32 protein-coding genes are annotated in these 18,593 nt (G+C 65.1%); 1 reads left to right on the top strand and 31 read right to left on the bottom strand.

Going from position 1 to position 18,593, the window contains the following annotated elements; translation table 11 throughout:
* Window positions 1-16: 16 nt before the first annotated feature.
* The 26 genes from E2L08_RS12815 to rplB form a co-directional block, all read right to left on the bottom strand.
* Complete coding sequence (locus tag E2L08_RS12815; RefSeq protein WP_133397493.1) at window positions 17-1,336, bottom strand: replication-associated recombination protein A; 1,320 nt, start codon at window positions 1,334-1,336, stop codon at window positions 17-19.
* A gap of 54 nt (window positions 1,337-1,390) precedes the next feature.
* Entirely contained in the window at window positions 1,391-2,002 is a 612-nt protein-coding gene (locus E2L08_RS12810) for a helix-turn-helix transcriptional regulator (protein ID WP_133397492.1), read from the bottom strand.
* A 110-nt stretch (window positions 2,003-2,112) separates the two neighbouring features.
* Window positions 2,113-2,529, bottom strand: a complete 417-nt coding sequence (rplQ, locus tag E2L08_RS12805; protein WP_133397491.1) for a 50S ribosomal protein L17 — start codon at window positions 2,527-2,529, stop codon at window positions 2,113-2,115.
* Window positions 2,530-2,652: 123 nt separating this feature from the next.
* Window positions 2,653-3,669 (bottom strand): DNA-directed RNA polymerase subunit alpha, encoded by a 1,017-nt coding sequence (locus tag E2L08_RS12800; protein WP_133397490.1) that lies wholly within the window; start codon window positions 3,667-3,669, stop codon window positions 2,653-2,655.
* Between the two features lie 117 nt (window positions 3,670-3,786).
* Window positions 3,787-4,179 (bottom strand): 30S ribosomal protein S11, encoded by a 393-nt coding sequence (gene rpsK, locus E2L08_RS12795; RefSeq protein ID WP_133397489.1) that lies wholly within the window; start codon window positions 4,177-4,179, stop codon window positions 3,787-3,789.
* 15 nt (window positions 4,180-4,194) lie between these two features.
* A complete protein-coding gene (rpsM, locus tag E2L08_RS12790) occupies window positions 4,195-4,563 on the bottom strand; it encodes a 30S ribosomal protein S13 (protein WP_133397488.1) in 369 nt (122 codons plus the stop codon).
* A gap of 174 nt (window positions 4,564-4,737) precedes the next feature.
* Entirely contained in the window at window positions 4,738-5,412 is a 675-nt protein-coding gene (locus E2L08_RS12785; RefSeq protein ID WP_133397487.1) for an adenylate kinase, read from the bottom strand.
* The gene (gene secY / locus E2L08_RS12780; protein ID WP_133397486.1) at window positions 5,409-6,785 is read right to left on the bottom strand and encodes a preprotein translocase subunit SecY; all 1,377 of its coding nucleotides are present in this window, start codon (window positions 6,783-6,785) and stop codon (window positions 5,409-5,411) included. Before secY ends, E2L08_RS12785 begins: the two co-directional genes overlap by 4 nt.
* A 118-nt stretch (window positions 6,786-6,903) precedes the next feature.
* Window positions 6,904-7,380 carry a 50S ribosomal protein L15 gene (rplO, locus tag E2L08_RS12775; RefSeq protein ID WP_133397561.1) on the bottom strand — a complete coding sequence of 159 codons (477 nt, stop codon included), beginning with the start codon at window positions 7,378-7,380 and terminating at the stop codon, window positions 6,904-6,906.
* A 147-nt stretch (window positions 7,381-7,527) separates the two neighbouring features.
* Window positions 7,528-7,716, bottom strand: coding sequence for a 50S ribosomal protein L30 (gene rpmD, locus E2L08_RS12770; protein ID WP_133397485.1), 189 nt, complete (start codon window positions 7,714-7,716; stop codon window positions 7,528-7,530).
* A gap of 3 nt (window positions 7,717-7,719) precedes the next feature.
* Window positions 7,720-8,301, bottom strand: coding sequence for a 30S ribosomal protein S5 (gene rpsE / locus E2L08_RS12765; RefSeq protein ID WP_133397484.1), 582 nt, complete (start codon window positions 8,299-8,301; stop codon window positions 7,720-7,722).
* A 113-nt stretch (window positions 8,302-8,414) separates the two neighbouring features.
* Window positions 8,415-8,774 carry a 50S ribosomal protein L18 gene (rplR, locus tag E2L08_RS12760; protein ID WP_133397483.1) on the bottom strand — a complete coding sequence of 120 codons (360 nt, stop codon included), beginning with the start codon at window positions 8,772-8,774 and terminating at the stop codon, window positions 8,415-8,417.
* A gap of 11 nt (window positions 8,775-8,785) precedes the next feature.
* Window positions 8,786-9,319 (bottom strand): 50S ribosomal protein L6, encoded by a 534-nt coding sequence (gene rplF / locus E2L08_RS12755; RefSeq protein ID WP_133397482.1) that lies wholly within the window; start codon window positions 9,317-9,319, stop codon window positions 8,786-8,788.
* Between the two features lie 10 nt (window positions 9,320-9,329).
* Entirely contained in the window at window positions 9,330-9,722 is a 393-nt protein-coding gene (gene rpsH, locus E2L08_RS12750; RefSeq protein ID WP_133397481.1) for a 30S ribosomal protein S8, read from the bottom strand.
* Between the two features lie 13 nt (window positions 9,723-9,735).
* Window positions 9,736-10,041 (bottom strand): 30S ribosomal protein S14, encoded by a 306-nt coding sequence (gene rpsN / locus E2L08_RS12745; RefSeq protein WP_133397480.1) that lies wholly within the window; start codon window positions 10,039-10,041, stop codon window positions 9,736-9,738.
* Window positions 10,042-10,056: 15 nt separating this feature from the next.
* Window positions 10,057-10,620: a 50S ribosomal protein L5 gene (gene rplE, locus E2L08_RS12740; RefSeq protein ID WP_133397479.1), complete on the bottom strand. Its 564-nt coding sequence runs from the start codon at window positions 10,618-10,620 to the stop codon at window positions 10,057-10,059.
* Entirely contained in the window at window positions 10,620-10,925 is a 306-nt protein-coding gene (gene rplX / locus E2L08_RS12735) for a 50S ribosomal protein L24 (protein ID WP_133397478.1), read from the bottom strand. Before rplX ends, rplE begins: the two co-directional genes overlap by 1 nt.
* Window positions 10,925-11,293: a 50S ribosomal protein L14 gene (rplN, locus tag E2L08_RS12730; protein WP_133397477.1), complete on the bottom strand. Its 369-nt coding sequence runs from the start codon at window positions 11,291-11,293 to the stop codon at window positions 10,925-10,927. Before rplN ends, rplX begins: the two co-directional genes overlap by 1 nt.
* A gap of 85 nt (window positions 11,294-11,378) precedes the next feature.
* Window positions 11,379-11,711: a 30S ribosomal protein S17 gene (gene rpsQ, locus E2L08_RS12725; protein WP_133397476.1), complete on the bottom strand. Its 333-nt coding sequence runs from the start codon at window positions 11,709-11,711 to the stop codon at window positions 11,379-11,381.
* Window positions 11,712-11,714: 3 nt separating this feature from the next.
* The gene (gene rpmC / locus E2L08_RS12720; protein ID WP_133397475.1) at window positions 11,715-11,942 is read right to left on the bottom strand and encodes a 50S ribosomal protein L29; all 228 of its coding nucleotides are present in this window, start codon (window positions 11,940-11,942) and stop codon (window positions 11,715-11,717) included.
* A gap of 120 nt (window positions 11,943-12,062) precedes the next feature.
* Window positions 12,063-12,680, bottom strand: coding sequence for a TIGR02466 family protein (locus E2L08_RS12715; protein ID WP_133397474.1), 618 nt, complete (start codon window positions 12,678-12,680; stop codon window positions 12,063-12,065).
* 116 nt (window positions 12,681-12,796) lie between these two features.
* Window positions 12,797-13,210, bottom strand: coding sequence for a 50S ribosomal protein L16 (gene rplP / locus E2L08_RS12710; protein ID WP_133397473.1), 414 nt, complete (start codon window positions 13,208-13,210; stop codon window positions 12,797-12,799).
* A 13-nt stretch (window positions 13,211-13,223) separates the two neighbouring features.
* Window positions 13,224-13,931: a 30S ribosomal protein S3 gene (gene rpsC, locus E2L08_RS12705; protein ID WP_133397472.1), complete on the bottom strand. Its 708-nt coding sequence runs from the start codon at window positions 13,929-13,931 to the stop codon at window positions 13,224-13,226.
* Window positions 13,931-14,311: a 50S ribosomal protein L22 gene (rplV, locus tag E2L08_RS12700; protein WP_133397471.1), complete on the bottom strand. Its 381-nt coding sequence runs from the start codon at window positions 14,309-14,311 to the stop codon at window positions 13,931-13,933. The genes rpsC and rplV overlap by 1 nt, the downstream gene beginning before the upstream one ends.
* Window positions 14,308-14,586, bottom strand: a complete 279-nt coding sequence (gene rpsS, locus E2L08_RS12695) for a 30S ribosomal protein S19 (protein WP_133397470.1) — start codon at window positions 14,584-14,586, stop codon at window positions 14,308-14,310. Before rpsS ends, rplV begins: the two co-directional genes overlap by 4 nt.
* 2 nt (window positions 14,587-14,588) lie before the next feature.
* A complete protein-coding gene (gene rplB / locus E2L08_RS12690) occupies window positions 14,589-15,431 on the bottom strand; it encodes a 50S ribosomal protein L2 (protein ID WP_133397469.1) in 843 nt (280 codons plus the stop codon).
* Between the two features lie 333 nt (window positions 15,432-15,764).
* Between rplB and E2L08_RS12685 the strand changes: the two genes are divergently transcribed.
* Complete coding sequence (locus E2L08_RS12685; RefSeq protein ID WP_133397468.1) at window positions 15,765-16,187, top strand: hypothetical protein; 423 nt, start codon at window positions 15,765-15,767, stop codon at window positions 16,185-16,187.
* A 63-nt stretch (window positions 16,188-16,250) separates the two neighbouring features.
* Here E2L08_RS12685 and E2L08_RS12680 read toward each other — a convergent pair whose 3' ends face one another.
* The 5 genes from E2L08_RS12680 to E2L08_RS12660 form a co-directional block, all read right to left on the bottom strand.
* Window positions 16,251-16,547: a 50S ribosomal protein L23 gene (locus E2L08_RS12680; protein WP_133397467.1), complete on the bottom strand. Its 297-nt coding sequence runs from the start codon at window positions 16,545-16,547 to the stop codon at window positions 16,251-16,253.
* Complete coding sequence (rplD, locus tag E2L08_RS12675) at window positions 16,544-17,164, bottom strand: 50S ribosomal protein L4 (protein WP_133397466.1); 621 nt, start codon at window positions 17,162-17,164, stop codon at window positions 16,544-16,546. Before rplD ends, E2L08_RS12680 begins: the two co-directional genes overlap by 4 nt.
* Entirely contained in the window at window positions 17,161-18,042 is an 882-nt protein-coding gene (gene rplC, locus E2L08_RS12670) for a 50S ribosomal protein L3 (RefSeq protein WP_133397465.1), read from the bottom strand. Before rplC ends, rplD begins: the two co-directional genes overlap by 4 nt.
* Window positions 18,043-18,044: 2 nt before the next feature.
* Window positions 18,045-18,365, bottom strand: a complete 321-nt coding sequence (gene rpsJ / locus E2L08_RS12665; RefSeq protein WP_133397464.1) for a 30S ribosomal protein S10 — start codon at window positions 18,363-18,365, stop codon at window positions 18,045-18,047.
* Window positions 18,366-18,509: 144 nt separating this feature from the next.
* A partial coding sequence (locus E2L08_RS12660) for an EF-Tu C-terminal domain-related protein (RefSeq protein WP_133397560.1) occupies window positions 18,510-18,593 on the bottom strand: 84 nt, incomplete at its 5' end.

Genomic DNA, 18,593 nt, shown 5'->3' with positions numbered 1-18,593 from the left:
GGATGCGGCGCCGGTGTCAATCCGCCGCGCGCCGCGTGCGTTGCCGCGTGAACCAGTCGAGCCGCTTGCGCAGGTCCCGCTCGAAGCCGCGGTCGACGGGTTCGTAATAGGCACCCCGCGCCATGCCATCGGGGAAATAGTTCTGCCCCGAGAACCCGTCCTCGGCGTCGTGGTCGTATTCGTATCCGGCGCCGTAGCCTTCGTCGCGCATCAGCTTTGTGGGCGCGTTGCGGATGATCTTGGGCGGCGGCTCGGACCCGCTTTGACGCGCGGCGCGCATCGCCGCCTTGTAGCCCGCGTAGCCGGCATTCGATTTCGGCGCGAGGGCGAGATAGATCACCGCCTGCGCCAGCGCCAGGTCGCCCTCGGGCGATCCGAGCCGCTCGTAGGTCTCCCACGCGTCGAGACAGTGCCGCTGCGCCTGGGGATCGGCCAGCCCGATATCCTCGACCGCCATGCGGGTGATCCTCCGCGCCAGATAACGCGGATCCTCGCCCCCCGCGAGCATCCGCGCCAGCCAGTAAAGCGCGGCATCGGGGTCAGAGCCCCGCACCGATTTGTGCAGCGCCGAGATCAGGTTGTAGTGCTCGTCGCCGGTCTTGTCGTATTTCGTCGCACGGCGCGACAGACGGCGGGCCAGCGTCTCGCGGTCGAGCGGCTCGGTCACGTCCCAGGCGGCGATCTGTTCGACAAGGTTGAGCAGCGCCCGCCCGTCCCCGTCGGCCATCTCGACCAACGCCGCGCGCGCACCTGGGGCCAGCGGCAGGGTCCGGTCCAGCTCGGCCTCGGCGCGGGCGACCAGCCGGGAAAGATCCTCGGGCCCCAGCCTTTCGAGCACGAGAACCTGCGCGCGGCTGAGAAGGGCCGCGTTCAGCTCGAATGACGGGTTCTCGGTGGTGGCGCCGACCAGCAGGATGGTCCCGTCTTCCATGTGGGGCAGGAAACTGTCCTGCTGCGCCTTGTTGAAGCGGTGGATCTCGTCGACGAAAAGCAGCGTGCCCTGCCCGTTGGCATGGCGATGGCGCGCCGCCTCGAACACCTTCTTCAGCTCGGCCACGCCCGAGAATATCGCGCTGATCTGCACGAAATTCAGATCGGTCTCGCGCGCGAGCAGCCGGGCGATGGTGGTCTTACCGACGCCCGGCGGCCCCCAGAACACCAGCGACGACAACGCCCCGGCGCCCAGCATCACCGTCAGCGGCGCATCCGGGCCGATGACCTGCGGCTGGCCGATCACCTCCGAGAGGCGGGCGGGGCGCAGCCGGTCGGCCAGCGGTCGCGGACCGGCGGGCTTGCGATCGGCAGAGGATGCGGCGGTGTCGAAGAGATCGGCCATGCCGTCCATCTAGGCAGGCGCGCGCCCCGAGGCCAGACCCCGACGGCCGGCCGCTCAGATCAGGCGGTAATCCTTGGCCCGCTGGATCGCCTCGGCGGTCGTGCGCGCCAGAAGCCGCTTGCGCGCGCCGGCGAGGCGCAGCTTGAGCGCCGATTCCGAGATCCCCAGCCGCCCGGCGGCCTCGGCATATCGCATCCCGCTGGCCACGAAGGACAGCGCCTGGGTTTGCGCCGCGGTAAGCTGTTTCTCGGGGTTGGTGAGGTCATGGAGCCGCTTGAGCTCGGACGCCATGGCGCCGATCTCGGCATCGGTCAGTTCGCGGTCGCGCCGGGCGGCGCCGACGATGCTGCGCGACCGCACCTCGCCATGCGAGATGGTCGCGCCGAACCGCAGCCCGAAGGCGCGGGATTCGGCCATGATGCCGTAGGGGTCGGGAATGTCGGGGTTCGACCAGCGCGTCCAGCCGGTATTGGCAAAGGCCCAGGCGGTCATCGGATCGCGCAGGACATAGCCGCGTTCGGTGTAATGCTGCTGCCATTCGTCGGGATAGGTGCTGACATAGACGATGGGCGAGGTGAAACGGATGTGCAGGGCGATCAGATAACCGCCATCCGCGCGGCTTCCAAAGGGGCCTTGCCCATTTTCCAGATCGGTCAGGTCTATCATGTCGTTCCCCCGCGGAATGTCTTGGCGATCCGCGGTGCGGGGTGCACCTTTCTGTCAAACCTGGAGGGCAAAAAGGCCGGAGCGTCGCAACGCTCCGGCCCGGAACTGGATCAGGCCTCGGCCTCTTCGGCCTCGAGGCGGGCACGATCGCCCGCGCCCTTGGCCTCGGGGTCGCGATCAACGAACTCGATGATCGCCATCGGCGCCATGTCGCCATAGCGGAACCCCGCCTTCAGGACGCGGACGTAACCGCCCTGGCGTTCGGCATAGCGGGGGCCCAGCACGTCGAAAAGCTTGGCGACGTAGGCGTCCTGCTTGAGTTGCGAGGCGGCCTGGCGACGGGCGTGAAGGTCGCCGCGCTTGCCGAGGGTGACGAGCTTTTCGACGATGCGGCGAAGCTCTTTGGCCTTGGGCAGCGTGGTCTTGATCTGCTCATGTTCGATGAGCGAGCCGGCCATGTTGGCCCAGAGCGCCTTGCGGTGTTCATGGGTCCGGTTGAGGCGGCGGTATCCGCGGGCGTGACGCATATGATGTTTCCTTTCGCGTGTTTTGCTTTGTCCGGCCGGCGATGCGTGTCACCGGCTCTCCTTGGGGCCTGTGGCCCGGTCGTGCCGACGGGCGTGCGGGGGCCCGAAAGCCCCCGCCGCCAATCAGAAGTTGTCTTCGAATTTCTTGGCCAGATCCTCGATGTTCTCGGGGGGCCATTCCTCGACATCCATCCCGAGATGCAGACCCATGCCCGAAAGCACTTCCTTGATCTCATTGAGGGATTTGCGGCCGAAGTTCGGGGTCCGCAGCATCTCGGCCTCGGTCTTCTGGATGAGGTCGCCGATATAGACGATGTTGTCGTTCTTGAGGCAGTTGGCCGAACGTACCGAAAGCTCGAGCTCGTCGACCTTCTTCAGCAGCAGCGGGTTGAACTCGAGCCCGTCGTCGTCGTCCTGGCGCGAGGCGCTTTCCGGCTCGTCGAAATTGACGAAGATGCCAAGCTGATCCTGCAGGATGCGCGCACCGTAAGCCACGGCATCCTCGGGGCTGAGCGAGCCGTCGGTCTCGATCTTGAGCGTTAGCTTGTCGTAGTCGAGCACCTGCCCCTCGCGGGTCGGCTGCACGTCATAGCTGACACGGCGGATCGGCGAGAAGATCGCGTCGATCGGGATCAGCCCGATGGGCGCGTCGTCGGGGCGGTTCTTGTCGGCCGAGACATAACCCTTGCCCTGTTGAACCGTCATTTCCATGAACAGCTCGGCATCCTCGTCGAGGTGGCAGATGACGTGGTCGCGGTTCAGGATCTCGATACCCTGGCTGACCGAGATATCGCCGGCCGTAACAACGACCGGGCCCTTGGCCTGGATCGAGATGCGCTTGGGCCCCTCGACCTCCATCTTGATGGCGACGCCCTTGAGATTCAGCACGACATCGGTGACATCCTCGCGGACGCCCGCGATCGAGCTGAACTCGTGCAGCACGTTGTCGATCTGAACGCTGGTGATGGCCGCCCCCTGGAGCGACGACATCAGCACGCGGCGCAACGCGTTGCCGAGCGTCAGGCCAAAGCCCCGCTCAAGCGGTTCGGCGACCACGGTCGCCTGGCGCTGCGGGTCGTTTCCGGGCCGGATCTCGAGCTGTTGGGGCCGGATCAGTTCCTGCCAGTTCCTGGTAAGCATGTATATCTCCCCAATTCTAGCCGCTGGCCATGCAGTCCAGCGGCGTCCCGAGGCTGAAAACGAGAAATGCAGGCCGTACGACGAAAGGCGCGACCTGCGAAGGCATCCGAAAGGCGGTCAGACGCGGCGGCGCTTGGGCGGGCGGCAGCCGTTATGAGCCATCGGGGTCACGTCGCGGATCGACGTGATGTTGAAGCCGACCGCGGCCAGCGCGCGCAGCGCGCTTTCGCGGCCCGAGCCGGGACCCTGAACCTCGACCTCGATCGTGCGGACGCCGTGTTCCTGGGCCTTGCGCCCGGCATCCTCCGCGGCGAGCTGGGCCGCATAGGGGGTCGATTTGCGCGACCCCTTGAAGCCCATCGTGCCCGCCGACGACCAGGCAATCGCGTTGCCCTGCACGTCGGAGATCAGGATCTTGGTGTTGTTGAACGAGGAATTCACATGAGCAACGCCGGCGGCGATGTTCTTGGAGACCTTCTTTTTCGCGGTAGCGCGACGATCGCGTGCCATCTGTCGAGACCTCCCTTACTTCTTCTTGCCGGCAATGGCCTTTGCGGGGCCTTTGCGGGTGCGGGCGTTGGTGTGGGTCCGCTGACCGCGCACCGGGAGGTTGCGACGATGGCGCAGACCGCGGTAGCAGCCGAGATCCATCAGGCGCTTGATGTTCATCTGGGTGTCGCGCCGCAGATCGCCCTCGACGGTGTAGTTCTCGTCGATATGCTCGCGGATCTTCAGCACTTCGGCATCCGAAAGCTCGTTCACGCGGCGCGAGCTGTCGATTCCTACGGCGTCGCAGATGGCTTGGGCGGCAGAGCGGCCGATACCGGTCACATAGGTGAGCGCGATGGGCACCCGTTTGGCGGTGGGGATGTTGACCCCGGCGATACGTGCCAAGTCGTATTGTCCTTTCGTTGCGAGCCCGTCGTTCCAGGCCCTTTTTTCACAACGGAAGCCCATGGCCGAGACCACGGGCTGCGGTTGAGGTGATGCGACAGGTCGGGCACGGCAGAGCGCCTGCCGAACCGTCGATGATGCGAGGTCGCCCCTTAGTGGGGATTCGCGCCCGCGTCAAGCCGTGGCGCGTTCCGAACCGGCTTCGGCCTCGTCGAGTACCTTGGCGATCTGGGCCGCGACCGTGTCGATCTCGGACAGGCCGTCGACCACGCGGCGTTGGCCCCGCGCATAGTAATAACCCAAAAGCGGCGAGGTCTTCTTGTAGTATTCCATCAGCCGCTGGCGCAGGCTCGCCTCGTTGTCGTCGGCGCGACGCGTGAACTCGGTCCCGCCGCAGACGCGGCATTTCCCGTCATCGGGAATAGGCTTGGTGATGTCGTTATAGACCTCGCCGCAGGTGGCGCAGGTGGACCGCGCCGTGATCCGCTGCACCAACGCGGCGTCGTCGACCTGCATCTCGATCACGGCGTCGAGTTTCTGGCCGTACCGGTCGAGCAGGTCGTTCAGCGCATCGGCTTGCGCCAGCGTCCGCGGGAACCCGTCGAAGATAAAGCCGCCGCCGGTCCTCGCCGCCAGCTTTTCCTCGATCAGCCCGATCACGATCTCGTCGGTGACGAGTTCGCCCCGGTCCATGACCTCGGCCACCCGCTTGCCCATGTCGGTGCCCGATCCGCGCGACTCACGCAGCATGTCGCCGGTCGACAACTGGGTCATCCCACGCTCCTCGACGAGACGCCGGGCCTGGGTTCCCTTGCCCGCGCCCGGCGGTCCGAGAAGTATTATGTTCATCGACGCGAGCTCCCCCTGGCTTTTGCGGTCGTGGTCTTGCGACCCCGTTTCTTGCCGCGAAGCTGGGATTTTTCAATAAGCCCCTCGTATTGATGGGCAAGCATGTGGCTTTGCACCTGCTGGATCGTGTCCATCGTGACCGACACGACGATCAGCACCGAGGTCCCGCCGAAATAGAACGGGATCGCGAACTGGGCGCGCACGATCTCGGGCAAAAGGCAAACCGCCGTCAGGTAGGCCGAGCCGAGTACGAGGATCCGCGCCACGACGTAGTCGAGATATTCCTCGGTCCGCTTGCCGGGGCGGATGCCGGGAATGAACCCGTTCTGGTTCTTGAGGTTCTCGGCCACGTCCTCGGATTTGAAGGACACGTTGGCGGTGTAGAAATACGTGAAGAAGACGATCATGCCGCCGAAGAACAGCAGGTAAAGCGGCTGCCCCGGACCGAAATAGGCGAGGATCGTCGACAGGACCGGGCCCGTCTGGTTGCCCGAGAAGGTCGCGAGCGTCGTCGGCAGAAGCAACAGCGACGAGGCGAAGATCGCCGGGATCACGCCCGCCGGGTTCACCTTGATCGGCAGGTGGGACGAGCCGCCGTCATAGACCTTCATCCCGACCTGGCGGCGCGGGTACTGGATATGCAGCTTGCGCAGGCTGCGCTCCATGAAGACGACGAAGGCGATCACCGCGATCACCATGAGGATGATCCCGATGATGACCGCGGGGCTGATCGCGCCCGACCGCCCCGAGGCAAAGAACTGCGCCAGTGCGGCGGGAACCTCGGCGATGATGCCGACGAAGATGATGAGCGAGATGCCGTTGCCGATGCCGCGCTGGGTGATCTGCTCGCCCAGCCACATCAGGAACATCGTGCCGCCGACCAGCGTGATGACGCAGGCCACGCGGAAGAACCAGCCCGGATCGGTGACGAGCCCCCCCGCCTCGAGGCTGACGGCAAGCCCGTAGGCCTGGAAGGTCGCCAGGAACACCGTGCCATAGCGGGTGTATTGGTTGATCTTCTTGCGCCCCTGCTCGCCCTCTTTCTTGAGCTGCTCGAGCTTGGGCACCATGGCCGTCATCAACTGCACGATGATCGACGCCGAGATATAGGGCATGATCCCCAGCGCAAAGATCCCCATGCGGCCGATCGCGCCGCCGGTGAACATGTTGAGGATCCCGCCGAGCCCGGCCGAAGCCTGGTCGATGAAATCGCGAAGCGCCCCGCCGTCGATGCCGGGCACGGGGATATAGGTCCCCAGCCGGTAGACGCAGAGAAGTCCAAGCGTGAAGAGGATGCGCGCGCGTAGCTCGGTCGCCTTGCCGAAGGCGGACCAGCTCATGTTGGCGGCCATCTGTTCGGCTGCTGATGCCATTGGGGCCCCGTCTCAATCGGAAACGCCGCGCGAACCGGTTTTCGCGGTCCGCGCGGCGTGATGAAAACCTACGAGATCATGTAAAGGCGGGCGCGGCCCGCCACAACCCGCGACCGTCTCACGCGGCGTCGCTATCCGACGCGCCGCCCGTGACCGTGACCGTTCCGCCCGCCTTTTCGACGGCTTCGACGGCGCCCTTGGACGCGCCGGTGACGGTGATCTTGATGGCCTGGGTGATCTCGCCCTTGGCCAGCAGACGGATCCCGTCGCGCTTGCGCCGCACGAGGCCCGAATCGACCAGCTCGGTCTCGGTGATCTCGGCGCCGAGCTTGCCCGCGTCGATGAATTTCTGGATCAGGTTCAGGTTCACCACCGCGTAATCCTTGCGGTTGATGTTGTTGAATCCGCGCTTGGGCAGGCGTTGATAAAGCGGCATTTGCCCGCCTTCGTAGCCGTTGATGGCCACGCCGGACCGGGATTTCTGACCCTTGATGCCACGACCGGCGGTCTTACCCTTGCCCGAACCGGGGCCGCGGCCGACGCGCTTGGCGCGCTTGGCGGCGCCGTCATTGTCACGAAGTTCGTTGAGTTTCATCATGCTTCTCCTGTCTTGCCGGACGACCCCTCCGGGAAGCGGATGAGGGGGACACGGCGATCATTGCGTAATGGCCGGTTGGGTCGGCTTGGTCTGGCGCGCGCCCCGCATCGCACGGGGCGCGCGCGCGCGTGTCGCGCTACGGCCTCAGCCGCGCTCCTCGACGATCTGGACGAGATGCGGGATCGAGTTCACCATGCCGCGCACCGAGGGCGTATCCTCGAGCTCGCGGGTGCGGTGCATCTTGTTGAGCCCCAGGCCCTTCAGCGTCGCGCGCTGGATGGCGGGGCGGCGGATCGGAGAGCCGATCTGCTTGACGACGATGGTCTTGGCCATGGATCAGGCCTCCTCGGCGACTTGGGTTGAGGCATCCGGCTGATCGTCCCGGCGCGGGAGGATATCGGCGACCTTCTTGCCGCGACGCTGCGCGACCGAACGCGGCGACGCCTCGTTCACCAGCCCGTCGAGCGTTGCGCGAATCATGTTGTAGGGGTTCTGCGAACCGAGCGACTTGGCGACCACGTCCTGCACGCCGAGCATCTCGAACACGGCACGCATCGGGCCGCCGGCGATGATCCCGGTACCCTGCGGAGCGGTGCGCATGATCACCTTGCCGGCGCCATGACGACCATAGACGTCGTGATGCAGCGTGCGGCCATCGCGCAGCGGCACGCGGATGATGTTGCGCTTGGCGGCCTCGGTGGCCTTGCGGATCGCCTCGGGGACCTCTTTCGCCTTGCCCTTGCCGAAGCCCACACGGCCGCGCTGGTCGCCGACGACGACGAGCGCCGCGAAACCGAAGCGCTTGCCGCCCTTGACGGTTTTCGAGACGCGGTTGATCGCGACGAGGCGATCGGCGAATTCGGGGGTCTCGTCGCGGTCGCGACGGTTTCCGCCCCTGCGGTTGTCATCTCTGGCCATGCGGCCTCCTGTTTTTCGGGGGTCAGGCCCCGGTTCGTTCCGATCCCGGTGCGCGCGGCAAGACCGCGGCCCGGATCATCGAGACGCCCCGGCGAACCGGGGCGTCTGCACCTTCAGATCTTCAGCCCACCCTCGCGGGCGGCATCGGCGAGCGCCTTGATGCGGCCGTGGAAGAGGAACCCCCCACGGTCGAAATAGGCCTCTTCGACGCCCTTGGCCTTGGCCCGTTCGGCAATCGCCGAACCGATCTTGGCCGCGGCCTCGACGTTGTTCTTGCCGACGACGCCGAGGTCCTTCTCGAGCGACGAGGCCGAGGCGAGCGTGACGCCCTGGACATCGTCGATGAGCTGGACGCTGATATTCTTGTTCGAGCGGTGAACGCTCAGGCGGAGTTTGCCCGAGTTTACCGCGCGAAGCTTGTTCCGAACGCGCAGGCGGCGCTTGAGGAACAGATCCCGTTTGCTGTTTGCCATCTGTCCGGTCCTTACTTCTTCTTGCCTTCCTTGCGGAAGATGAACTCGCCCTTATAGCGGATGCCCTTGCCCTTGTAGGGTTCGGGACGCCGCCAGTCGCGAATGTTCGCGGCGACCTGGCCGACCTGCTGGTCGTCGATCCCCTCGACGAGGATCGAGGTCTGTTTCGGCGTGGTCACGGTGACGCCGTCGGGCACCTCGAAATCGACATCATGGCTGAGGCCGAGGTTCAGCTTGAGGACGTTGCCCTGCATCTGGGCGCGGTAGCCGACGCCCTGGATCTCGAGCTCTTTCCTGAAGCCGTCGCTGACCCCGGTCACGAGGTTCTGGATCATGGTCCGCGACATGCCCCATTGCTGGCGCGCGCGCTTGGACTTGCCACGCGGCGTGACCGACACGGTGCCGTCGTCGACGGTCAGCGTGACGTCGTCGGTCGCGGTAAAGCGGCGGGCGCCCTTGGGGCCCTTCACCTCGATGGTCTGGCCGGAGATGTTGGCTTCGACCCCCGAGGGAAGCGCTACGGGGCGTTTTCCGATTCGAGACATGGTTCCCTCCTCAGAAGACGGTGCAGAGGACTTCACCACCGACATTGGCCGAACGCGCGGCCTGGTCGGACATGACGCCCTGCGGGGTGGAGACGATGGACACGCCGAGGCCCTGACGGACCGAGGGGATGTCGCGAACGCCCATATAGACGCGGCGGCCCGGCTTGGAGACGCGCTGGATTTCCTTGATGACCGGGGTGCCCTCGTAATATTTTAGGCTGATCTCGATCGCCGGATGGCCCAGCTTGTCCTTCGTGGCCTCGTAGCCGCGGATGTAGCCTTCGTCGGCCAGCACATCCAGCACCCAGGCGCGCAGCTTGGAGGCGGGGGTGATGACGGTCGACTTGCCGCGCATCTGCGCGTTGCGGATCCGGGTGAGCATATCGCCGAGAGGATCGTTCATTGCAGTTCCTCCCTTACCAGCTCGACTTGACCATGCCCGGAACCTGGCCCTGCGAGCCGAGGTCCCGAAGCGCGATCCGCGACATCTTGAGTTTGCGGTAGTAGGCGTGCGGGCGCCCGGTGAGCTGGCAACGGTTGTGAAGCCGCGTCGCCGACGAGTTGCGCGGCAGCTTGGCAAGCTTGAGCTGGGCCTTGAACCGCTCTTCCATGGGCCGGCTTTCGTCACGCGCGATGTCTTTCAGCTCGGCACGCTTGGCGGCGAAACGATCCACCAGCGCCTGACGCTTCTTCTCGCGCTCGATCATTGCTTTCTTAGCCATGAGTTCGGATTCCTCTCAGCTGTTGAAGGGCATGTTGAAATGCTTCAACAGCGCTTTTGCTTCGGCGTCGGTGGCGGCGGTGGTGCAGATCACGATGTCCATGCCCCAGTTCTCGTCGACCTTGTCGAAATTGATCTCGGGAAAGACGATATGCTCCTTGATGCCCATGGCATAGTTGCCGCGGCCATCGAAGCTTTTGCCGGGGACGCCGCGGAAGTCGCGGATACGCGGCATGGCGACCGTGATGAGGCGGTCGAGGAACTCGTACATCCGGTTGGCACGCAGCGTGACCTTGGCGCCGAGAGGCATCTCTTCGCGGACGCGGAAGCCGGCGATCGACTTCTTGGCCTTGGTCACGACGGCCTTCTGGCCCGAGATCGTGCTCAGGTCGTTGGCCGCGGTCTGGGCTTTCTTGCTGTCGCGCACGGCCTCGGAGCCGGCACCGATGTTCAGCACGATCTTGTCGAGCCGCGGCACCATCATGTCGTTGGCGTAACCGAACTCTTCCTTCAGCTTGCCCTTGATCTCGTCGAGATAGAGCTGCCGGAGGCGCGGGGTGTAGGTGCTTTCGTCGAGCATCAGATCACGTCTCCCGTGGTCTTGGCAAAGCGGACCTTCTTGCCGTCCTCTTCGCGGAAGCCGACGCGCGTGGCCTTGCCGTTGGCGTCGAGGATGGCGAGGTTCGACAGGTCGATGGGCATCGCCTTGGGCGTGCGGCCGCCCTGGGCGGTCTGGCTCTGGCGGACGTGGCGGATCGCCATGTTCACGCCGTCGACCACGGCCTTGCCGGCCTTGGGCATCACCTGCGAGATCTCGCCCTGCTTGCCCTTGTCCTTGCCGGCGAGTACGACGACCTTGTCGCCTTTGCGGAGCTTGGCAGCCATCACAGCACCTCCGGAGCGAGCGAGATGATCTTCATGTAGTTCTTGGCCCGCAGCTCGCGCACGACGGGGCCGAAGATGCGGGTGCCGACAGGCTCGCCCGCGTTGTTGAGGATGACGGCGGCGTTGCGGTCGAACCGGATCGCGGTGCCATCCTCGCGGCGCACTTCCTTGGCGGTGCGCACGACGACGGCCTTGCGCACGTCGCCCTTCTTGACGCGGCCACGCGGAATCGCCTCTTTCACCGAGACGACGATGACGTCGCCCACGCTGGCGTATTTCCGCTTGGACCCGCCGAGCACCTTGATGCACTGAACTCTCCGGGCACCGGAGTTGTCAGCGACATCCAGATTGGTCTGCATCTGGATCATTGTGTGTCTCCCGACCTTCAGGGCTCATCCCTGGGGTTTCGTAAATGCAGGGCCGGCGGATGCCGGCCCCATCGGAACGCGCCGCTCAGTGCTGGGCGGCGGCCTCTTTCTCTTCGTGACGCTGCGCGTCTTCCTGCTGCTGGGCCTGCGCATGTTCGGCACGCTCGGCCAGGAAAGCCTGGTAGGCCTCGTCGGTCAGCACTTCCCAACGCTTGGTCTTGGACTTGGGCGCGCATTCCCGGATGCGCACGATGTCGCCCACGCTGAACTGATCGTTCTCGTCATGGGCGCGGTATTTCTTGGACTTGCGGATGGTCTTTTGCAAGACCGGGTGCGTAAAGCGCCGCTCGACCAGCACGGTGATCGTCTGGGCGTTCTGGTTCGACGTCACGACACCCTGAAGGATACGTTTGGGCATGGATCAGGCCTCCGCTTCGGTGGTCGTGGCGGCCGCGGCGGCGGCCTTCTCGGTCAGGACGGTCTTTACGCGGGCGACATCGCGCCGCACGACACGGATCCGCGCCGTGTTCTCGAGCTGGTTGGTCGCAGCCTGAAAGCGGAGGTTGAAGGCCTCTTTCTTGAGCTGCGCAAGCTGATCGCGAAGCTCGTCGGGCGTCTTGTTGCGCAATTCCTGGGCGTCGAGCGCCATATGTCGTCTCCTTGCAACATCACCGGAGAGCCGTGCGAACACGTCACCCTGATTCCCGGTGGAGGTGGATGAAGCGGCCGTATAGAGCGCCCGGCCGCGCGTGGCAAGGGGCGAAAGCCCCTACGCCCAGGCGTAGTTGAAGCTGACGCTGATGCGGTCCTCGTCGGTCATGTTCATCGGCACTTCGTGGCGCAGCCAGCTTTCCCACAACAGAACCTCGCCCTCGGCGGGCGTGACATAGACGAAGTTGCGCAGGTTCTCGGGGGCGTCCTTGCGGCGCGGCGGGGCCGCCATCATCATCGGAAAGCGCGGATCCTCGAACCGGATCGGCGAGGTTCCGTCGGGCAGGCTGACATAGGTCGTGCCCGAGATCACCGAATGCGGATGCAGATGGCTGGTGTGGATGCCGCCTTCGGGGAGGATGTTGATCCAGATATCCTCGAGCTTCAGCGCCTTGTCGCCCAGATCGAAGGCCAATTCCTCGGCGAAACCCGCGACATGCGCGTCGAGCGCCTTGACCACCTCGGCAAAGATCGGAAAGCGCCAAGGCAGGTCGGTCAGCGAGGCATAGCTGGTATATCCGGGGAAATCGTTGCGATCGCACCAATCCTGGCCGGCCTCGTCATCCTCGGCGATGGACAGGCACGAGGCGCGCAGCTCGGCGGTGTCGATCCGAGGATCGCGGGCGGAGAGGGGCGCGCGATAAAGGGGCGTGACGAAAAGCGGTGTGGTGGACATCGGGCGAACCTCGGTCGGTCATGAAATGGGGTGCGGTCCGTGCCGCGTTACGCAAAAGGGCGGAGGAAGCCCCCCGCCCTTTCGCACGTCCTGAGGCGGGTGGCCCCGCCCTGCCCTTACCAGTCCTCGCGGACAACGGTGCGGGTCTTGATCGGCAACTTCATCGCGGCGAGGCGCAGGGCCTCGCGGGCGACCGGCTCGGTCACGCCGTCGATCTCGAACATGATGCGGCCGGGCTTGACCTTGGCGGCCCAGAAATCGACCGATCCCTTGCCTTTACCCATCCGCACCTCGACCGGCTTGGACGTGACCGGCAGGTCGGGAAAGATGCGGATCCAGACGCGGCCCTGACGCTTCATGTGGCGCGTCATGGCCCGGCGGGCGGCTTCGATCTGGCGCGCGGTGATGCGCTCGGGCTCAACCGCCTTGAGGCCGAACGTGCCGAAGTTCAGGTCGGACCCGCCCTTGGCCTCGCCGTGGATGCGGCCCTTGTGCATCTTGCGGAACTTGGTGCGCTTCGGTTGGAGCATATCTCAACCCTCCTTAGCGACGGCCACCGGCGCCGCGAGGCGTCGGACCGTCCTGGATTTCCTGGGCGCGGCGATCGCGGGCCTGCGGATCGTGCTCGAGGATCTCGCCCTTGAAGATCCACACCTTGATTCCGATGATGCCATACGCGGTCTTGGCCTCGATATTGGCATAGTCGATATCGGCGCGCAGCGTGTGCAGGGGCACGCGGCCTTCGCGATACCACTCGGTCCGGGCGATCTCGGCGCCGCCGAGACGGCCCGACAGGTTGACCCGGATGCCGAGCGCACCCATGCGCATGGCGTTCTGCACCGACCGCTTCATCGCGCGGCGGAACGACACGCGCCGCTCGAGCTGCTGGGCGATGCTTTCGCCGACCAGCGCGGCGTCGAGCTCGGGCTTGCGGACCTCGACCACGTTGAGGTGAAGTTCGCTGTCGGTCATCGCGGCGAGCTTCTTGCGCAGCGTCTCGATATCTGCGCCCTTCTTGCCGATGATGACGCCGGGACGCGCCGTGTGGATCGTGACGCGGCACTTCTTGTGCGGACGCTCGATGATCACGCGGCTGATGCCGGCGGCCTTGCACTCTTCCTTGATGAACTCGCGGATGCGGATATCCTCGAGCAGCAGGTCGCCATAGTTCTTGGTGTCGGCATACCAGCGGCTGTCCCAGGTGCGGTTCACCTGAAGGCGCATCCCGATCGGATTGACCTTGTTACCCATCAGGCTTGCTCCTCATTCTGGCGGACCTTGATCGTGATCTCCGAGAACGGCTTGACGATGCGGCCGAACCGGCCGCGCGCCCGCGGACGTCCACGCTTCAGGGTGATGTTCTTGCCGACATAGGCCTCGGCCACGACAAGCTCGTCCACGTCGAGGTTGTGGTTGTTCTCGGCGTTGGCGATGGCCGACTGAAGGCATTTCTTCACGTCGCCGGCGATACGCTTTTTCGAGAAGGTGAGATCCTGGAGGGCCTTCTCGACCTTCTTGCCGCGGATGAGGCCGGCAACGAGGTTGAGCTTTTGCGGGCTGGTGCGCAGCATCCGCGTCTTGGCCATGGCCTCGTTCTCGGCAACGCGGCGGGGGTTCTTGTCCTTGCTCATTTGCGCTTCGCCTTCTTGTCGGCGGCGTGACCGTAATAGGTCCGGGTCGGCGAATATTCACCGAATTTCTGGCCGATCATGTCCTCGGTGATGTTCACCGGGACGTGCTTCTTGCCGTTGTACACGCCGAAGGTGAGGCCCACGAACTGGGGCAGGATGGTGGAACGGCGCGACCAGATCTTGATGACCTCGTTGCGTCCGCTCTCGCGGGTTTTTTCGGCCTTCTTGAGGACATAGCTGTCGACAAAAGGGCCCTTCCAGACGGAACGCGACATTATCAGCGTCCTTTCTTACGGGCGTGACGCGAGCGCAGGATGAGCTTCTGCGACGCCTTGTTCTTGTTGCGGGTCCGGGCGCCCTTGGTCGGCTTGCCCCAGGGCGTGACCGGGTGACGGCCGCCCGAGGTGCGGCCTTCGCCGCCGCCATGCGGGTGATCGACGGGGTTCATGACCACGCCGCGCACGCTGGGACGCTTGCCCTTGTGACGCATCCGGCCGGCCTTGCCGTAGTTCTGGTTGCTGTTGTCCGCGTTCGAGACCGCACCGATGGTCGCCATGCATTCCTGCCGCACCATCCGCAACTCGCCCGAGGACAGGCGGATCTGGGCATAGCCGCCGTCGCGACCGACGAACTGGGCATAGGTGCCCGCGGCGCGCGCGATCTGGCCGCCCTTGCCGGGCTTCATCTCGATGTTGTGGACGATCGTGCCGATGGGCATGCCCTGGAACGGCATCGCATTGCCGGGCTTGACGTCGACCTTGGCGCCCGAGACGATCTTGTCGCCGACGCCGAGGCGCTGCGGCGCCAGGATATAGCGCTGCTCGCCGTCCTCGTACTGAACGAGGGCGATGAAGGCGGTCCGGTTGGGATCGTATTCGATCCGGGCCACGACCGCGCTGATGTCGTGCTTGTTCCGCTTGAAATCGACGATGCGGTAGAGCCGCTTCGCCCCGCCGCCGCGGCGACGCTGGGTGATACGTCCGGTGTTGTTGCGGCCGCCATGCTTGCTCAGACCCTCGGTGAGGGCCTTGACAGGGCGTCCTTTCCACAGCTCCGAACGGTCGATCAGCACCAGCCCGCGCTGGCCCGGCGTCGTCGGCTTGTACGACTTGAGTGCCATGCTTTCTGTCTTCCGTTGCTTGTGGCGACTGGCGCGTCTTTCTCGTGCGCCGCCGCGAGTAAAGGGCCCCGAAGGTCCCCGAAGAAATTTGCCGATACAGCAAAACGATAAGCCCGGACGAATCCGGAGCCTTGCCGATGTGGGTGCCTAAAGTCCGCCGCAACGCGGGTCAAGACCCGCGAGGCGCCAAAACGCCCGGCGGAACGCCCCCAACCCGAACAGTTTACGACAAACCGTCGCAGAAGTCTTACGCCAGGCGCGGCCCTCTCCCATGTCTTCACCATTGGTTGAACGGACGGGCCCCCGCGCCCGGTCACAGAACAGGAGATTTCGATGACGGTCATCGACACCGTCGGTAGCTACAGCCGCCGTATTCCCACGATCCGCAGTTCGGACTGGTTCATTCGCCTGCCCCTCGCGGCGATCGTGATCGAGCAGGGATTTTTCAAACTGTCGGGCTTCGCGGCGCAGGCCGAAGGCTACGGGCTGCCGCTGATCGTCTTTGCCCTCGCGACCTTTGCCGATCTCGCCGGCGGACTCGCGATCCTGCTGGGCGGCCTCATGCGCGACCGGTGGGAAACCGACCTGCTGACACGGCTGGGTGGCCTCGCCATCATGTGCGTGACCGCGGGCGTCATCGTGATGATCTATTTCGGGCCGTTCTCGGGCTGGCAGTTCCAGGGCATGATCCTGGCCGCCGCCGCGTTCTTTGCGCTCAGGGGCAACGGCGACACCGAAAGCCGCCGGGTGCTCTGACGACATGAAAAGGCCCGGAGCATCAAGGATGCTCCGGGCCGCGTTTCGATCTCGACGCCGGGATCAGAGACCCGTGGTCACGTCGATCGTGTTGCCCTCTTCGAGCGTCACATAGGCCTTCTTGACCGTGGCGCGACGCCCCAGGATCCCCCGGAACCGCTTTTGCTTGCCCTTGGTGATGGTCGTGTTCACGGCCTTCACCTTGACGTTGAACAGGTTCTCGACGGCATCCTTGATCTGCGGCTTGTTCGCGTCGATCGCCACCTCGAAGACGACGGCGCCGTTCTCGGACGCCATGGTGGCCTTCTCGGTGATGATCGGCTTGCGGATCACGTCGTAATGTTCGGTTTTCACGCTCATTTCAGACGAGCCTCCAGTGCTTCGATCCCCGCCTTCGTGATGACGAGCGTATCACGCTTGAGGATGTCATAGACGTTGGCGCCCATCGACGGGAGCACGTCGAGCCCCTCGATGTTGCGCGCGGCACGGGCGAAATTGTCGTTCACCTGCGCCCCGTCGATCACCAGCGCCCGCTTCCAGCCCAGATCGCGCATCCTGGCCGAAAGCGCCTTGGTCTTGGCCTCGGCGAGATCGGCGGATTCGAGCACGATGAGGTTGCCCTCGCGCGCCTTGGCCGAAAGCGCGTGACGCAGGCCGAGCTTACGGAACTTCTTGGTCAGCTCGTGGCCGTGGCTGCGCGGGGTCGGACCCTTGTAGACGCCACCCTTGCGGAAGATCGGTGCGTTCCGGTCACCGTGGCGTGCGCCGCCGGTGCCCTTCTGGCGATAGATCTTCTTGGTGGAATAGCTCGTCTCCGAGCGGGTCTTGACCTTGTGGGTGCCCTGCTGCGCGTTGTTGCGCTGCCAGCGGACGACCCGGTGCAGAATATCGGCGCGCGGCTCGAGCCCGAAGATCTCGTCGTCGAGATCGACCGAACCCGCCTTGCCGCCGTCCAGGGTCAGAACGTCGGTCTTCATTGGTCACCTTCCTTCTTCTCGCCGGGTTCGGCATCCGAATTGTCGGTCTGCGACGTCTCTTCCGAGATCTCGGCCTCGGCGGCCTTCAGCGCGGCCTCCTGCTCGGCGGCCTGACGCTCGGCCTCGGCCTGTTCGGCCTCGATCCGCTCGCGCTCGGCCGCTTCGGCAGCCTCGGCGGCCAGACGCTCGGCCTCTTCGGCGGCGGATTTCAGCGCGGCCGGGTAGATCACGCCCTCGGGCGCGGCTTTCTTGACCGCGTCCTTGATCGTCACCCATCCGCCCTTGGAGCCGGGAACGGCGCCCTTGACCATGATGAGGCCCCGATCGGCATCCGTGCGCACGACCTGCAGGTTCTGCGTGGTCACGCGGGCGGCGCCCATATGGCCGGCCATCTTCTTGCCCTTGAACACCTTGCCGGGGTCCTGGCACTGGCCGGTCGAGCCGTGCGAGCGGTGGCTGATCGACACGCCGTGCGATGCACGCAGACCGCCGAAATTGTGCCGCTTCATCGCACCGGCAAAGCCCTTGCCGATCGAGGTGCCCGACACGTCGACGAACTGTCCCGCGAAATAGTGGTTCGCGGTGATTTCCTCGCCCACGTCGATCATGTTCTCGGGGGCCACGCGGAACTCGGCGATCTTGCGCTTGGGTTCCACCTTGGCCGCCGCGAAATGACCGCGCATGGGGCGCGCGACGTTCTTGGCCTTGGCCGTGCCGGCGCCGAGCTGGACGGCGGTATAGCCGTCACGCTCGGAGGTCCGCTGGGCCACGACCTGCAACTTGTCGAGCTGGAGCACGGTCACGGGGACCTGCCGCCCGTCTTCCTGGAAGATCCGCGTCATGCCGACCTTCTTCGCGATAACGCCAGAGCGCAGCATGGTCAGCCTCCCATCACCTTGATGTCCACCGCGACGCCCGCCGCGAGGTCGAGCTTCATCAGCGCGTCCACGGTCTGCGGCGTCGGATCGACGATATCGAGCATCCGCTTGTGCGTGCGGATTTCGAACTGGTCGCGCGACTTCTTGTCCACGTGGGGGCCACGCAGGACGGTGAATTTCTCGATCTTGTTCGGCAGCGGGATCGGTCCGCGAACGGACGCCCCGGTGCGCTTGGCGGTCGAGACGATTTCCTGGGTGGAACTGTCGAGCACCCGGTAATCGAACGCCTTGAGGCGAATGCGGATATTCTGGCTGGCAGCCATTGGTCGTGTTCCCTTGACAGGGTGGCGGTCGAGAGGTGGACGAGGCTCATTCCTCGCCCACGTCGGACCAGTATGTTCGGGCGGGTTGCCCCGCCCCCTTGTCGTGGCGGGCCGGGCGGGGGTGTCCCGTCCGGCCCTTTGCCGTCACTCGATGATCTTGGAGACCACGCCGGCGCCGACGGTGCGGCCGCCTTCGCGGATGGCGAAGCGCAGCTTCTCCTCCATCGC

It is taken from the genome of Palleronia sediminis (genome assembly GCF_004358695.1).
GTDB lineage: Bacteria > Pseudomonadota > Alphaproteobacteria > Rhodobacterales > Rhodobacteraceae > Palleronia > Palleronia sediminis.
This window is presented reverse-complemented; position numbering and strand designations above follow the sequence as displayed.

Bases quoted from the DNA above. Each gene is read 5' to 3' on its own strand.
- E2L08_RS12815 (WP_133397493.1), bottom strand. From the start codon at position 1,336: ATGGCCGATCTCTTCGACACCGCCGCATCCTCTGCCGATCGCAAGCCC.
- E2L08_RS12810 (WP_133397492.1), bottom strand. From the start codon at position 2,002: ATGATAGACCTGACCGATCTGGAAAATGGGCAAGGCCCCTTTGGAAGC.
- rplQ (WP_133397491.1), bottom strand. From the start codon at position 2,529: ATGCGTCACGCCCGCGGATACCGCCGCCTCAACCGGACCCATGAACAC.
- E2L08_RS12800 (WP_133397490.1), bottom strand. From the start codon at position 3,669: ATGCTTACCAGGAACTGGCAGGAACTGATCCGGCCCCAACAGCTCGAG.
- rpsK (WP_133397489.1), bottom strand. From the start codon at position 4,179: ATGGCACGCGATCGTCGCGCTACCGCGAAAAAGAAGGTCTCCAAGAAC.
- E2L08_RS12785 (WP_133397487.1), bottom strand. From the start codon at position 5,412: ATGAACATAATACTTCTCGGACCGCCGGGCGCGGGCAAGGGAACCCAG.
- secY (WP_133397486.1), bottom strand. From the start codon at position 6,785: ATGGCATCAGCAGCCGAACAGATGGCCGCCAACATGAGCTGGTCCGCC.
- rplO (WP_133397561.1), bottom strand. From the start codon at position 7,380: ATGAAACTCAACGAACTTCGTGACAATGACGGCGCCGCCAAGCGCGCC.
- rpmD (WP_133397485.1), bottom strand. From the start codon at position 7,716: ATGGCCAAGACCATCGTCGTCAAGCAGATCGGCTCTCCGATCCGCCGC.
- rpsE (WP_133397484.1), bottom strand. From the start codon at position 8,301: ATGGCCAGAGATGACAACCGCAGGGGCGGAAACCGTCGCGACCGCGAC.
- rplR (WP_133397483.1), bottom strand. From the start codon at position 8,774: ATGGCAAACAGCAAACGGGATCTGTTCCTCAAGCGCCGCCTGCGCGTT.
- rplF (WP_133397482.1), bottom strand. From the start codon at position 9,319: ATGTCTCGAATCGGAAAACGCCCCGTAGCGCTTCCCTCGGGGGTCGAA.
- rpsH (WP_133397481.1), bottom strand. From the start codon at position 9,722: ATGAACGATCCTCTCGGCGATATGCTCACCCGGATCCGCAACGCGCAG.
- rpsN (WP_133397480.1), bottom strand. From the start codon at position 10,041: ATGGCTAAGAAAGCAATGATCGAGCGCGAGAAGAAGCGTCAGGCGCTG.
- rplE (WP_133397479.1), bottom strand. From the start codon at position 10,620: ATGCTCGACGAAAGCACCTACACCCCGCGCCTCCGGCAGCTCTATCTC.
- rplX (WP_133397478.1), bottom strand. From the start codon at position 10,925: ATGGCTGCCAAGCTCCGCAAAGGCGACAAGGTCGTCGTACTCGCCGGC.
- rplN (WP_133397477.1), bottom strand. From the start codon at position 11,293: ATGATCCAGATGCAGACCAATCTGGATGTCGCTGACAACTCCGGTGCC.
- rpsQ (WP_133397476.1), bottom strand. From the start codon at position 11,711: ATGCCCAAACGTATCCTTCAGGGTGTCGTGACGTCGAACCAGAACGCC.
- rpmC (WP_133397475.1), bottom strand. From the start codon at position 11,942: ATGGCGCTCGACGCCCAGGAATTGCGCAACAAGACGCCCGACGAGCTT.
- E2L08_RS12715 (WP_133397474.1), bottom strand. From the start codon at position 12,680: ATGTCCACCACACCGCTTTTCGTCACGCCCCTTTATCGCGCGCCCCTC.
- rplP (WP_133397473.1), bottom strand. From the start codon at position 13,210: ATGCTCCAACCGAAGCGCACCAAGTTCCGCAAGATGCACAAGGGCCGC.
- rpsC (WP_133397472.1), bottom strand. From the start codon at position 13,931: ATGGGTAACAAGGTCAATCCGATCGGGATGCGCCTTCAGGTGAACCGC.
- rplV (WP_133397471.1), bottom strand. From the start codon at position 14,311: ATGAGCAAGGACAAGAACCCCCGCCGCGTTGCCGAGAACGAGGCCATG.
- rpsS (WP_133397470.1), bottom strand. From the start codon at position 14,586: ATGTCGCGTTCCGTCTGGAAGGGCCCTTTTGTCGACAGCTATGTCCTC.
- rplB (WP_133397469.1), bottom strand. From the start codon at position 15,431: ATGGCACTCAAGTCGTACAAGCCGACGACGCCGGGCCAGCGCGGGCTG.
- E2L08_RS12685 (WP_133397468.1), top strand. From the start codon at position 15,765: ATGACGGTCATCGACACCGTCGGTAGCTACAGCCGCCGTATTCCCACG.
- E2L08_RS12680 (WP_133397467.1), bottom strand. From the start codon at position 16,547: ATGAGCGTGAAAACCGAACATTACGACGTGATCCGCAAGCCGATCATC.
- rplD (WP_133397466.1), bottom strand. From the start codon at position 17,164: ATGAAGACCGACGTTCTGACCCTGGACGGCGGCAAGGCGGGTTCGGTC.
- rplC (WP_133397465.1), bottom strand. From the start codon at position 18,042: ATGCTGCGCTCTGGCGTTATCGCGAAGAAGGTCGGCATGACGCGGATC.
- rpsJ (WP_133397464.1), bottom strand. From the start codon at position 18,365: ATGGCTGCCAGCCAGAATATCCGCATTCGCCTCAAGGCGTTCGATTAC.